Origin of the sequence: Micromonospora sp. DT31 (genome assembly GCF_049841795.1) — a bacterium.
Taxonomy (GTDB): Bacteria; Actinomycetota; Actinomycetes; order Mycobacteriales; family Micromonosporaceae; genus Micromonospora.
On the sequence record NZ_JBNCKZ010000008.1, the window covers coordinates 247,672 to 260,031 of the forward strand.

Consider the following 12,360-nt stretch of genomic DNA (forward strand, 5'->3'; position numbering starts at 1 on the left):
TCGCTGTCCGGTCGTCGGAGCTCGGTGATAGAAAGCCGGGTGCAGAAAATCCTCACGTTCTCCGATCACCTGCGGCTGATCGACGAACGGTCGGCCGCGCTCCGCGCTGCGGTGGCCGCGGCACCCAGTCTCGGTATGCAGGTTCCGACCCATCCCGGACGGACGCTGTTCGATCTTGTGCAACACGTGGGGATGGGCCGCCGCAAGTCGGCCGCCATCGTCGTCGCGGGGCCCGCGGACGCGCCCCCGGACAAGTCGGCCTGGGACGACGGCGCGGGTGCGCCTCGGGATCGCGAGGCGCTGCTGGCCTGGTGGACCGAGTCCGTCGCGCACCTGACGGGCGTGCTGCGTGAGGCGGGCCCGGATCGCGGTTGTTGGACGTGGTGGGATGACTCGCCGTCACCGCAAACCTCTGGTGCCTGGGCGCGTCGCCAGGTTCCCGAGATCGCGGTGCACACCTACGATGCCCAGCTCACCCTGGGTGCCCCGCAGCCGCTGCCGGTCGAGGTCGCCCTCGACGGTTTCGACGACTGCCAGTTCACCCTCTGCGCCACCACGGTCGCCTGGCCACACCAGCCCGCCGTCGTCGATTACCACGCCACCGAGGGCTACTCCTGGCGTCTGCGGCTGTCCCGCGAAGGCGCACAGGTCGCCCGCCTCACGCCCGCTGGCGGCGGGGATCCTGAAACGGTCGACGCCTCCGCCTGGGGTACGGCAAGTGACCTGGTTCTGTTTTTCTACGGCCGCATACCGCTGGATGCGCTGGAGTTCGAAGGCGACCGTCGAATCTTCGACCAGCTCGCCGCCTGGGATCCCTCCCTGTGACAACCGACGACATCGGATCCTGCGCTGACGCACCGCCGGTTGGCCGGGTAGACCTTGTGTCGGTCGGGGTCGGCTCCCACCTGCTGAGGGTGCCCCCTTCATCCCAGAGCGGGGACGACGGAGCCGGGGCGACGGACGTCGTGTCGTACGTGGACGGCAGGATGCCGATACGACCACCGCGACGGCACAGGCCGGCAGCCGAGGAAAGGACGCGCCAGATGAGCGCCGGACCACCGCGCCGCCTCGCCATCGATCCTGATGACTATCATGCCGAGCATGTGGGGCGGACCGCCGACGGACGGCAGTTCTTCCTCACCACTCCCTTCGAACCTGGCGGGCAGGAAGGGGAGGGCGGTCAGGAATTCGTCGCGCTGTTCCTCTTCGACGCCGACGGACGCTTCCTGGAAGCCCGGATCGATGCCTTCGGGCCCCGGGCCGGGATGGACCGCGCGGCGCGCCGGGCGGTGTACGACGCCCGGCTGGCGGAGTTGGGGGAGGTCACGTTCACCCGCATCGAGGTCGAACCGTTCGCGACCGAACGATTCGGTACGACCTTCGGTCTCGTCCCCAGATCGCCGGAGGACGACGAGGCGTGGTGGGTCACCCTGGAGCCCGGTGACTACATGGCCTTCACCGAGCCGTGGGACAGCGGCGAGTACGACACCTGACGCACCTGCCCGCTCACGGCCGGCCCCGGCGGATCCGGACGGTGCCGCGGTAGAACGCCCAGAGGACAATGCCGATGAAGCCGGAGGTCACCAGGGTCCACGGGTCGCCCAGCGCGAACCGGGTGAGCGAGTACAGGCCGAGGGTCGCCAGCGCGGCCAGCAACAGCCGGCCGAGTGCCTTCAGGACCCGGCTCGTCCGGGCCAGGCGTGCCCGGGACACCGACACCCCGTCACTGCCCGCCCGGTCGTACAGGACGGTGCCGACCACGGTGGCGGCGGACAGTTGGGCGAGAGCACCACCGATCGCGAACGGCAACGCCACCACCTCGCCGACGCTCACCAGGATCGTTCCCCCGACAGTGAAGAACGTGAGGATGAGGAACACGAGGGCGCCCATCAGGACACTCGTGTGGGCGCCGCGTCGTGCGGCGGCCGGGTCGGTGAGGAGCAGGCGGTCCTCGTCGATGTCCATGGGGTGCGACGTCGTCACGTCGCGACGTTCGGTCATCGCGTCGGGTCGGTGACGAGCAGGGGTGAGTGCCGGGCCAGTTCGCCGAGCACCTCGGCGGTGGAGGTGGCCTTCATGCGTTCCATCTCCTCCGGGGTGATCCCCACGACGGTGAGGAACCGCGCCGCGCCGTGCGGCGAGCTGATCGCCGGCAGGTGCGGGTCGGCGGCGAGGGCCAGGGCGCGCAGCCGGGTGTCCGGCTGCCCGGTGATCGGGCCGCCCGGGTCCATGCGGTGCCCGTCGGCGAAGGGCCGGCCGGTGCTGAACACGTAGCCGGCGAGTTGTTCCAGCAGGCGCAGCGACCACGCGGGCGGCTGGGCGCCGTCGCGCGGAACCCGCATGGTGAACTCGAAACCCCAGCCGCTGACGTGCGGGTTGGCGCTGTCCTTGCCGAACAGCTCGGTCAGCCCGAAGGTGACCAGCAGCCAGTAGCCGGGACACCGGTACGCGCTCATGCCGTGGAGGCCCTGACCGGGCAGGCTGTCCGTACCCCAGTGCAGTGGGTCGTGGTCGTCCGAAACGGCGGCGACCGCCGTCTCGATCGCATCCCAGCCCGGTGCCTCGTCGAGAATCTCCGTCACTTTTACCCCGTACTCACGATTGTTTCATGATCTTGGCCAGGTTACGTCACGCCGACTCTTGCGCGTTGTCCCTGACAGGGAGGCAGGCTGTGCGTGAGGCCACCGGTCATCGGGTGCGGGTGGACGGTGGAGCCGGCCACGCGACGTCGTCTATCGCGAGCCACGGAGCGGCGGCCACGGCCGTGGGCGTGAGCCCGGTGAACGCGGAGACCTCGCGGTGCAGGTGCGACTGGTCGACGTAGCCGCTCGCGGTGGCAACGCTGGCGGGGGTGTGGTTCGCCGCGAGAAGGTGGGCGGCGTGGTCGAACCGCACCAGCCGGGCGGCGCGTTTGGGGGTGACGCCGAGCTGGGACCGGAAGCGGGACCACAGGCGCTTACGACTCCAGCCCACCTCGTCCGCCAAGCCGTCGACCCGCAGCCGCCCCCGGCTGGTCAGCGTCCGCCGCCAGGCGTGGACGACCTCGGGGTCGATCCGACGGTCGGCCGGCCGTCGGCCGAGGATCTCCGTCGCGATCGCGAACCGTTCGTCCCACGACACCGCCGCGCGCAGCCGGTCCTCGGCACACCCGGCGTCGCGCCCCCAGAGATCCTCAAGCGACACGACCGCGCCGGTGAGTTCGGTCGAGGCGGGGAGAACCGCGGTCGCCACGACCGGATCCAGCCGAACCTGGAGGCACTCGACCCTCGCCCGGCCGGTCGCCCGAAGCCCGCCGGGGAGGAGCCCGACGGCCACGCTGCCACGCTGGTGCCGGCCGTGGACGTCGTAGACGGCGCCTTCGTCCTCGCTCAGGTCGACGAGCAGGGTGACGGCCGGGTGCACCACCATGGCGATGTCCCACAGCGCGGGGGTGCGTTGGCGGAACCCGGCCATGCTGATCCCCGGCAGCCGACGTGACGGGTGCGGAACGGCCACGTCCACGTCCGACCACGCCCAGGCGGGTGGGGAACCGCTCGACGGCACCTGCTCAGCCTATGCCTCGGGGATGACGGGCGGGATGTCGATGCTCGTCGCCGTGAAGTCCAGCAGCAGGACGCTGGTGGCCTCCGGCGCTTCGAGGACCGACAGGTGCCCGACGCCGGGCAGCATGGCCACCCGCGCATTGGGCGCCGCGCCGTACCGGTGCGCCGACGCCGGGTCCCAGCGCGGGTCGGCAGCGCCGAAAATCACCAGCACGGGGATCGTGAGCGCGGCGATGCGCGCGGGCACGCCGCGCTCGACGATGTACGCGGTGTTCTCGCGAAGGACCGTCCTCATGGTGCGGTACGTGATGCCACGCACCTCGGCGACCATGTCGTCCGGGATGTCCACCGGGCGAGCCGCCGTCGCGCCGATTCCCTTGCGGATCCACCCGTCCGGCCGGGCCGACCAGATGAGCGGGCCGAGTGGCGGGCTCAGCAGGATGCGGAGGACGACCGGCTGCGGCAGGAGTACGTCGACACTCGGACCGGTGCTGATCAGCGCGAGCGACGCCACGAGGTCGGGGCGCTGTTCGGCCAGCGCGGTGCCGACGTAGCCGCCGCTGGAATGCCCGGCGACGGCCACCTGGCGTAGACCGAGGTCGTCGAGGACGTCTGCCACCCGGTTCGCCTGGGCGGGCACGTCGTAGGACGGCGCGGGCGGGGACTGGCCGCAGCCGGGCAGGTCGACCCGGATGACGTGATGGTGGCCGGCCAGTGTCGGGACCATCGGGCCCCAGGAGGCACTCGCGGTCCCCGAGCCGTGGATGAGCAACAGCGGTGGCGCCTGCCGCGGGCCGTCGTGGACGACGTGCATTCCCTGCACGTACTCAACGTCGTGCTCACTCATGCAGGTGATTCTGCGCGGGCCACCGGCTGCCCGTCTTGGACAAATGTCGTCGCGGAGGTGACGAGCCACCGGCAGCTCGCCCACCTCGGGGAGCCGCGTGTGACCGGCGGGTGTGGCACGCTGCGCTGATGATCGCCCTCGCCGACATCGAGGCGGCCGCGCACCGGATCGCCGGTGTCGTGGTCCGCACGCCGACCCTGCCCAGCCCGGGCCTGTCCGACCTGCTCGGGGTGCCCGTCACCACCAAGCTGGAGCTGCTGCAACGTACCGGATCGTTCAAGGCCCGGGGTGCGACCGCCAAGCTGCTCGCCCTGGACGACGCCGAGCGGGCGGCCGGGGTGGTGGCGGTCAGCGGCGGCAACCACGGCATCGCCGTCGCGGTGATGGCCGGCGTCTGCGAGGTGGCGGCGACCGTGGTCATGCCCCGGACCGCCCCGGCGCGGGCCGTCGAGCTGGCGCGCGCGGCCGGCGCGGACGTGCGGGTGACCGACGACATGGCCGGGGCGTTCGCGCTGATGAACCGGTTGCGGGACGAGGGAGTCACGCTGCTGCACCCGTTCGACGACCCGCTGGTGGTCGCCGGGCAGGGCACCGTCGGCCTGGAACTCGCCGACGACGCCGGTGAGCTGACCGACGTGCTGGTCAGCATCGGCGGTGGGGCGCTGATCTCGGGGGTGGCCACGGCGCTGCGGGCGCGGCGACCGCAGGTGCGGATCTGGGGTGTGGAGACCGAGGGCGCGCAGGCGATGTCGCAGGCCCTGGCCCGGGGCGGGCCGGTCGACGTGCCGCTGTCGTCGATCGTCACCACGCTGAGCGCGCCGAGTGTTGCGCCGCTCACCTACGAGCATGTGCGGGCGCTCGTCACCGACGTCCTCGTGGTCTCCGACGCCGAGGCGGTGCGCGGGACGCTGGAGATGGCCGAACACGCCAAGGTCTGGGCCGAGCCGGCCGCCGGGTGCCTGCTGCCGGCCGCCCGCCTGGTGCGCGAGCGGGTCGGCGCCGACGCCCGGCTGGGCCTGGTGGTCTGCGGCGGCAACACCACAGTCGCCGACGTCACCGCCTGGGCGGGGCGCTTCGGGCTCTGACCGCCCGCCGCGCGGGCCCCGGTGGCACCCACCGCCGGTCGCGTCGGCCCCGGGGCGGGGCAGGGGGCCGACGCGACCGGCGCGGTTCAGCGTGCGGTCGGGCCGACGCCGTCGAGCAGTTCGGCGAGGCGGGCCGCGGTCACCGGCGCTTTCAGGTGCAGGCGGGCCACGTTGATGGTGTCCGTGCCGACCACGGCGAGCAGGGCGTGCCCGTTGATCGCGTACACGGCGAGGTAGCCGCCCTGGTTGCGCACGGTGGACTGCTGGAACTCACCCTGGCCCAGCCGGGAACCGACCTGCCGGCCCAGCCCGTACGTGGTGGCGGCGAGCGCCGCCAGGTCGTCCGGGTCTGCGCCGTTCTGCAGGTTGTGGGTCACGAGCAGCCCGTCGACACCACCGAGGACGCAGCCGTGCACACCGGGGATCTGCAACCGCAGCGCGGACAGTTCCTGGCCGATGGCCGGGTACGGCAGCGCCGGGTTCCCGGCCAGTGAGGGCGGCAGTTGGCGTGCCGGCGGCAGGGTGCCGGTCTGGGAACGGGTACGGCGAGGAAGGTCGTCCACCCGGCTCACAGCTCCAGGCTCTCCTCGACCTGACGGAGCTGGTGCCGGGCCATCGCGAGGTTGGCGCGGCTCTTGCTCACCATCAGGTAGAGGAACAGCCCCTTGCCGGTGCGGTTGCTCAGCGGCCGGATCAGGTGGTACTGGCCGCCGAGCGTGATGAGGATGTCCTCGATCTCGTCGTCGAGCTTGAGCATCTCGATGGTGCGCATCTTGGCTCGCACCACGTCGGTGTTGCCGGCGGCGGCGACGGTCAGGTCGATCTCGTTGGTGCCCCCGGCCACGCCGAGCGTCATGCCACTGGTGTAGTCGACGAGCGCGGCCCCGATCGCGCCGTCGATGCTCATCGCGTTCTTCAGCGCGATGTCAAGATTGCTCACGATTGTTCTCCCCAGTTCTGCCGGAAGACGCCGCCGCCCGAAGCGGGCTGACAGGCGGCGTCGTCCGCGATTATGGTTCGTCGAGGCTCGCATATGGATCGCGACCCCGCATCCTGGCGTCCGGTGATCCACCTGAGCGGTCCCCGCGGCACGGGCCGCCGGGCCGGTGAAGGCCGCCAGGCCACCCGATGGTCGATCATGGGCCTGGCTGCTACGCGCTCGGGGCTTGTTCGGGCAGGCGCAGGTCGCGCAGGCCCGACCAGGACGCGAGCGCGGCCAGCTCGGCGTGCACGGCGGCGGTCAGCTCCGGGGGGAACGGCACGTCCGGGTGGATCGCGTCGACCCGCAGCACCGACGCCCGGCGGTCGGCCGTCGCGTCGACCTTGCCCACCAGCCGGTCGTGGTGCAGCACCGGCAGGGCGAAGTAACCCCAGCGCCGCCGCGACTTCGGCACGTACATCTCCAGCCGGTAGTCGAAGTCGAACAGGTCCTTGGCGCGGACCCGGTCGTGCACCAGCCGGTCGAAGGGGGAGAGCAGGGCGGTACGCCCGGCGAACGGCGCGCCGTCCAACGCGGCCGGGTCGACCCGCCACTCGCCGGACGTACCGTCGACCTGCGCCGGCTCGCCGGCGTCGCCGACCACGCCGCGCCGGGCGATGCCGAGGGAACGCAACAGCCGCTCCGCGCGCCGCCGCGCGGCCTCCTCGGCGGGCACCGCGGCGGTGGGCGGGTAGACCCGCTCGGCCAGGTCCCAGGTGCGCTGGCGGCCGACCCGACCGGCGACGGCGACCTCACCGCGGGCGGCGAGGAACTCCAACATCTGGGTGACGTTGCGGTTGTTCGTCCAGCCGGTGGACGGCCACGGCACCACGCTGCGGTCCTCGATGTCCCGGCTGAGCCGGGGACCGCCGTCGCGCAGCACGTCCAACACGTAGCGGCGGAAACTGTCGTTGGCGGTCAGCCACTCCCGCCACCGGCCCGCCGAGGGCCAGGCGGCCATCTCGGCGAGGTGCAGCTCCAGGTCGGCCATCGGCCGGATCATCGCCCGATGCTCGAACAGGCTGCGTTCCCGCTCCAACTCCCGCACCAGGTCGCTCGGGTGGTAGCCGGCGCCCAGGCGGGTCCAGGCGACCAGGTCCGCGTTGGGTGCGATCGCGGCGGTCGGGTCGATCTGCAGGAACGTCAGCCGGTGCACCACCGGGAGCAGACCGGTCGGGCGGTGCGCGTCCAGCAACTGGGCGCGTACGGCGAGTCGGCGGGCGGTGGTCCGGTCGAGCCGGTGCGGGGTCACCCCGGCGAGGCTAGTCGGCCGGCCGGCCGAGCGCCGCACCCCGCCGGACCGTGCGGACGGGGTGCTCGCCGAGTCGATGTTCTTCCTGGCCTGCATCCCCTACGCCCTGGCGTACGCGATTGCGGCGGCCCGGCCGGCGGCGGCCGTACCCGGCCCGGCGGCGCTCCGAGCAGGTCTAATGTGGAGAAACTCAGGCTATTTGTGCCGTTCCGGTGGCGGACGGGCGGTTCGCGGTGCACAGTGATCGCATGAGCGACGACGGAAGTGGTGGGCACTACTACTGGTGCACTCGACACCACCGGGTCGAGACCGATGCCGACGTATGTCCCGCCAGGCACGTTCTCGGACCGTATTCCTCCGCCGCCGACGCGGACAACGCCCTGCAGCAGGTGCGGGAGCGTAACGAAGCGTGGGAGGCCGAGGACGCCCGTTGGGCCGGGGAGGGCCGCTAGACGACGCGGGAGTGCCCGCGTCGAGGTGATCCGTGCTCCGCGAGGGCGAGAGCATGTCCCCAGGAAAGGGAACCGAGATGGCCGAAGCACAGCAGGCCACCCCCCGCCCGGCCGCGAAACGGACGACCGCCGGACGGGCGACCGCGACGAGGACCACCGCGGGCAGGTCCACGACCGTCACCAAGGCGTCGCCGAGCGCCTCCGGTGCCGGTGCCGGACGGACCCCGGCGAAGAAGGCGGCGGCGAAGAAGGCCGCCGCGAAGAAGGTCGTGTCGGCGGCGCGCAAGGCGCCGGCCAGCCGGACCACCGCCAAGAGCGCGCCCGCCAACAAGGCCACCGCGAAGCGGACCACGGCGACGAAGACCACGGCCGCGAGGAAGGCGGGCGCCGCGAAGAAGACGGCGGCGGCGAAGACGGCGGCCGCGAAGCGGACCACGACGGCGAAGAAGACGACGGCCGCGCGCAAGAGCACGGCACCGGCGCGGAAGACCACGTCGGCCGCGACCAAGAAGACCACCACCGCCAAGAAGACCACGGCGGCGAAGCGGACCACGGCGGCGAAGCGGACCACGGCGGCGAAGAAGACCACCACGGCCCGCACCGGCACGGCGGCGAAGAAGACAGCGACCGCGAAGAAGGCGCCGGCCCGCAAGACGACCACCGCCCGGAAGACGACGACGGCGAAGAAGACGACCGCCGCGAAGAAGGCACCGGCCAAGAAGGCCACCGCCTCCACCAGACCGGCGGCCCGCAAGACGGCGGCCAAGAAGGCGCCCGCGCGTAAGACCACCACCGCGCGCAAGACCACCGCGAAGAAGACCACCACCGCGCGCAAGGCCCCGGCCCGGCGGGCCTGACACCCGCCGTACGCCACACCGGCCGACGCGCCGGTGAGCGGAACGTGCGGGGCGCTGTCAGGATTGACCGCGTGGTGATCCGACGCGTACTGGCGCCCCGCATCGACTTCGGCGCGCTGCGCCGCGAGCTGGGACTGCCCGAGAGCTTCCCGCCCGCGGCGCAGCGCGAGGCCGACGCGGCAGCCGCCGCACCGCTGCCCGCCGCCGCCGACCGCACCGACATCCCGTTCGTCACCGTCGACCCGGCCACGTCACGCGACCTCGACCAGGCCATGCACCTCACCCGCCGTCCCGGCGGCGGCTACCGCGTCCGGTACGCCATCGCCGACGTGCTGACCCACGTACGCCCCGGCGGTGAGCTGGAGGCCGAGACGTGGCGTCGGGGACAGACCGTCTACCTGCCCGACGGCAACGTGCCGCTGCACCCGCACACGCTCAGCGAAGGCGCGGCCAGCCTGCTGCCCGACGTCGACCGGGCCGCCGTGCTCTGGACCGTCGACCTGGACGCCGACGGCGCCACCGTCGACGTCACGCTGGAACGCGCCCGGGTGCGCAGCCGGGCGAAACTCGACTACGACGGGGTGCAACGCGACGCCGACGCCGGCACGCTGCCCGACCCCGTCGCCCTGCTGCCCGAGATCGGGGCGCTGCTCACCGAACGGGGCCTGCGCCGGGGCGCGATCAACCTGCCGCTGCCCGAGCAGGACGTCGAACCCGACGGCGACGGGTGGCGGCTCGTGCTGCGCGGCCCCGCCCCGATGGAGGAGCACAACGCCCAGATCTCGCTGCTGACCGGGATGGCCGCCGCCGACATCATGCTCGCCGCCGGGATCGGCCTGCTGCGCACCATGCCCCGCCCCCGCGCCGAGGCGGTCGAACGGCTGCGGCTGGCCGCCGGCCCGCTCGGCGTGCCCTGGCCGGACGACGCGCCCGTCGGTCGGGTGCTCGCCGGACTGGACGCCTCCCGACCCCGGGCGGCGGCGTTCGTCGACCAGGCCGCCGAGCTGATGCGCGGGGCCGCGTACACCGCCTTCGACGGCGAACGGCCGGAGCAGCCGGAGCACGGCGGGGTGGCCGCCGCGTACGCGCACGTCACGGCGCCGCTGCGCCGACTCGCCGACCGGTACGCCACCGAGGTCTGCCTCGCCCTGCACGCCGGCCGGGACGTGCCCGACCACGTCCGGGCCGTGCTGCCGAAACTGCCCGAGGTGATGGCCGCGACCGACCGGACCGCCGGGGCGGCCACCCGCGGCGCCGTGGAACTGGCCGAGGCGGTGCTGCTGGCGCACCGGGTGGGGGAGACGTTCGAGGCGGCCGTGGTCGACGTGGACGAGCCGCGCCCCGCGGCCAACGGCCGGCCCGGCCGCCCGCCCGGCGGCACCGTCGCGCTGGACGAACCGCCGGTACGTGCCCGCTGCACCGGTGAGCTGCCGCTCGGCGAACGGGTCCGGGTGCAGCTCACCGCCGCCGACCCGGCCCAACGCCGGGTCACCTTCGAGCGGGCGTGACGTGGCGCGGTGATTGTCACAGCCTCCGGACGCGCCGCGTGCCGACCGGCTTTGCGAGGATGAGCCCATGGCTTACGACGCGACCACGCTGCCCGACGTCTCCGGGCTGACCGTCGGCATCATCGGTGGCACCGGCGACCAGGGGCGCGGTCTGGCCTACCGGTTCGCCCGGGCCGGGCAGGCCGTGCTGATCGGGTCCCGGACCACCGAGCGGGCCGCCCAGGCCGCCGCCGAGATCGCCGCACTGCCCGGTGTGCCCGACGGCGCCCCGGTCGCCGGCGGCGACAACGAGGACGTGGCCCGACGCAGCGACGTGGTGATCGTCGCGGTGCCGTGGGACGGGCACGCGGCCACCGTCGCCGCGCTCGCCGGCCCGCTCGCCGGCAAGATCGTGGTGGACTGCGTGAACCCGCTCGGCTTCGACAAGCAGGGCCCGTACGCGCTGACCGTCGCCGAGGGCAGCGCCGTGCAGCAGGCCGCCGCGCTGCTGCCCGACTCCCGGGTCTGCGCCGCGTTCAACCACGTCAGCGCGCCGCTGCTGGCCGACCCGGAGGTCGACCGGATCGACCTGGACGTGCTGATCTGCACCGAGGACCGGGACCTCGTCGGCGTGGTCGCCGCGTTGGCCGCGCGGATTCCCGGGATGCGGGGCATCTACGCGGGCCGGCTGCGCAACGCCCACCAGATCGAGGCGTTCACCGCCAACCTGATCGCCATCAACAAGCGCTACAAGGCGCACGCCGGGGTCCGCGTCACCGACCTGTGAACCGCCGCGCCGCCGTGCCGTCCCGGCGGCGCGTCCGAGCGCGTGTGAGCGCGTGTTAACAAGGGGCCCCTTCGCTACGCCAGGCGTTAACAAGGGGCCCCTCCTTACACCTCAGAACGTGTGCTCGGCCGCGGGGAACTCGCCGCCGCGCACCTCATCGGCGAACCGGCGGGTGGCGTCGGTGAGCGCGCCGGCCAGATCCGCGTACCGCTTGACGAAGCGCGGGGCCCGCCCGGTACGCAGCCCGGCCATGTCCTGCCAGACCAGCACCTGCGCGTCGGTGTCCGGGCCGGCGCCGATGCCGACGGTGGGGATGCGCAGCTCGGCGGTGACCCGCTTGGCCACCTCACCGGACACCATCTCCAGCACCACGGCGAACGCGCCCGCCTCGGCCACCGCCCGCGCGTCGGCCAGCACCTCCTCGGCGCCGTCGCCACGCCCCTGCACCAGATAGCCGCCCAGCGTGTGCTCGCTCTGCGGGGTGAACCCGACGTGCGCCATCACCGGGATGCCCGCCCCGACGATCGCCTCGATCTGGGCGACGCAGCGCCGGCCGCCCTCCAACTTCACGGCGTGGCAGCCGCCCTCCTTCATGAACCGCACCGCGGTACGCAACGCCTGCGCCGGCCCCTCCTCGTACGAGCCGAACGGCAGGTCCGCGACGACGAGGGCCTGCGTCGTAGCGCCTACCACGGCGCGCACCAGCGGCAGCAGCTCCTCGACCGTCACCGGCAACGTGGTCTCGTAGCCGAAGACGTTGTTCGCCGCCGAGTCGCCGACCAGCAGCACCGGGATGCCGGCCCGGTCGAAGATCGACGCCGTGTACTGGTCGTACGAGGTGAGCATCGCCCACCGCTCGCGGCGTGCCTTGGCGGCGCGCAGGTCGCGGGTGCGGACCCGCCGGGTGGCCGGCCCGCCGTACAGCGCGGTCACCTCGGACGGGGCGGTCACCTCGGGCGGGGTGGACTCCACCATGACAATCTCCTTCCTCGAGGCCGCGCACGCGGTCCCCGGGCTCCCGCGATCGTCGCACCGCACCGCCGGCCGGGGGCAGGTCGCAGTGGAGGATGTC

At 73.1% G+C, this 12,360-nt stretch carries 14 protein-coding genes; 6 read left to right on the top strand and 8 right to left on the bottom strand.

What is annotated here, in order from left to right:
- The first annotated feature begins 39 nt into the window (after nucleotides 1-39).
- On the top strand, nucleotides 40-825 hold the full coding sequence (locus ACLQ2X_RS16610) for a maleylpyruvate isomerase N-terminal domain-containing protein (RefSeq protein ID WP_425681924.1): 786 nt from the start codon (nucleotides 40-42) through the stop codon (nucleotides 823-825).
- 140 nt (nucleotides 826-965) lie between these two features.
- Entirely contained in the window at nucleotides 966-1,493 is a 528-nt protein-coding gene (locus ACLQ2X_RS16615; RefSeq protein ID WP_425681925.1) for a hypothetical protein, read from the top strand.
- Between the two features lie 13 nt (nucleotides 1,494-1,506).
- Here ACLQ2X_RS16615 and ACLQ2X_RS16620 read toward each other — a convergent pair whose 3' ends face one another.
- The 4 genes from ACLQ2X_RS16620 to ACLQ2X_RS16635 all read right to left on the bottom strand — a co-directional run bounded on the left by ACLQ2X_RS16620 (nucleotide 1,507) and on the right by ACLQ2X_RS16635 (nucleotide 4,389).
- Entirely contained in the window at nucleotides 1,507-1,983 is a 477-nt protein-coding gene (locus tag ACLQ2X_RS16620; RefSeq protein WP_425681926.1) for a hypothetical protein, read from the bottom strand.
- Between the two features lie 14 nt (nucleotides 1,984-1,997).
- Nucleotides 1,998-2,582, bottom strand: coding sequence for a suppressor of fused domain protein (locus tag ACLQ2X_RS16625; protein WP_425681927.1), 585 nt, complete (start codon nucleotides 2,580-2,582; stop codon nucleotides 1,998-2,000).
- A 106-nt stretch (nucleotides 2,583-2,688) separates the two neighbouring features.
- Nucleotides 2,689-3,543: a helix-turn-helix domain-containing protein gene (locus ACLQ2X_RS16630; RefSeq protein ID WP_425681928.1), complete on the bottom strand. Its 855-nt coding sequence runs from the start codon at nucleotides 3,541-3,543 to the stop codon at nucleotides 2,689-2,691.
- 9 nt (nucleotides 3,544-3,552) lie between these two features.
- A complete protein-coding gene (locus ACLQ2X_RS16635; protein ID WP_425681929.1) occupies nucleotides 3,553-4,389 on the bottom strand; it encodes an alpha/beta fold hydrolase in 837 nt (278 codons plus the stop codon).
- Nucleotides 4,390-4,517: 128 nt separating this feature from the next.
- Here ACLQ2X_RS16635 and ACLQ2X_RS16640 point away from each other — a divergent pair, with 128 nt between their 5' ends.
- On the top strand, nucleotides 4,518-5,474 hold the full coding sequence (locus ACLQ2X_RS16640; protein WP_425681930.1) for a threonine/serine dehydratase: 957 nt from the start codon (nucleotides 4,518-4,520) through the stop codon (nucleotides 5,472-5,474).
- Between the two features lie 86 nt (nucleotides 5,475-5,560).
- On the opposite strand, the gene ACLQ2X_RS16645 is transcribed toward ACLQ2X_RS16640, so the two are convergent.
- From ACLQ2X_RS16645 to ACLQ2X_RS16655, 3 genes are all read right to left on the bottom strand, one after another.
- A complete protein-coding gene (locus ACLQ2X_RS16645) occupies nucleotides 5,561-6,046 on the bottom strand; it encodes a roadblock/LC7 domain-containing protein (RefSeq protein ID WP_425681931.1) in 486 nt (161 codons plus the stop codon).
- Complete coding sequence (locus tag ACLQ2X_RS16650) at nucleotides 6,043-6,414, bottom strand: hypothetical protein (RefSeq protein WP_425681932.1); 372 nt, start codon at nucleotides 6,412-6,414, stop codon at nucleotides 6,043-6,045. Before ACLQ2X_RS16650 ends, ACLQ2X_RS16645 begins: the two co-directional genes overlap by 4 nt.
- A gap of 211 nt (nucleotides 6,415-6,625) precedes the next feature.
- Entirely contained in the window at nucleotides 6,626-7,705 is a 1,080-nt protein-coding gene (locus ACLQ2X_RS16655; protein WP_425681933.1) for a DNA glycosylase AlkZ-like family protein, read from the bottom strand.
- A 529-nt stretch (nucleotides 7,706-8,234) separates the two neighbouring features.
- On the opposite strand from ACLQ2X_RS16655, the gene ACLQ2X_RS16660 reads away from it, so the two are divergent.
- The 3 genes from ACLQ2X_RS16660 to npdG all read left to right on the top strand — a co-directional run bounded on the left by ACLQ2X_RS16660 (nucleotide 8,235) and on the right by npdG (nucleotide 11,288).
- Nucleotides 8,235-9,014 (top strand): histone, encoded by a 780-nt coding sequence (locus ACLQ2X_RS16660; RefSeq protein ID WP_425681934.1) that lies wholly within the window; start codon nucleotides 8,235-8,237, stop codon nucleotides 9,012-9,014.
- Between the two features lie 71 nt (nucleotides 9,015-9,085).
- A complete protein-coding gene (locus ACLQ2X_RS16665; protein ID WP_425681935.1) occupies nucleotides 9,086-10,522 on the top strand; it encodes an RNB domain-containing ribonuclease in 1,437 nt (478 codons plus the stop codon).
- Between the two features lie 67 nt (nucleotides 10,523-10,589).
- Entirely contained in the window at nucleotides 10,590-11,288 is a 699-nt protein-coding gene (gene npdG, locus ACLQ2X_RS16670; RefSeq protein WP_425681936.1) for an NADPH-dependent F420 reductase, read from the top strand.
- A 111-nt stretch (nucleotides 11,289-11,399) separates the two neighbouring features.
- Here npdG and panB read toward each other — a convergent pair whose 3' ends face one another.
- Nucleotides 11,400-12,263: a 3-methyl-2-oxobutanoate hydroxymethyltransferase gene (panB, locus tag ACLQ2X_RS16675; RefSeq protein ID WP_425681937.1), complete on the bottom strand. Its 864-nt coding sequence runs from the start codon at nucleotides 12,261-12,263 to the stop codon at nucleotides 11,400-11,402.
- Between the last annotated feature and the right edge of the window lie 97 nt (nucleotides 12,264-12,360).

What these genes read in the sequence shown, in the direction of transcription:
- ACLQ2X_RS16635 (WP_425681929.1), bottom strand. Translation starts at nt 4,389, where the DNA reads ATGAGTGAGCACGACGTTGAGTACGTGCAGGGAATGCACGTCGTCCAC.
- ACLQ2X_RS16640 (WP_425681930.1), top strand. Translation starts at nt 4,518, where the DNA reads ATGATCGCCCTCGCCGACATCGAGGCGGCCGCGCACCGGATCGCCGGT.
- ACLQ2X_RS16660 (WP_425681934.1), top strand. Translation starts at nt 8,235, where the DNA reads ATGGCCGAAGCACAGCAGGCCACCCCCCGCCCGGCCGCGAAACGGACG.
- npdG (WP_425681936.1), top strand. Translation starts at nt 10,590, where the DNA reads ATGGCTTACGACGCGACCACGCTGCCCGACGTCTCCGGGCTGACCGTC.
- panB (WP_425681937.1), bottom strand. Translation starts at nt 12,263, where the DNA reads ATGGTGGAGTCCACCCCGCCCGAGGTGACCGCCCCGTCCGAGGTGACC.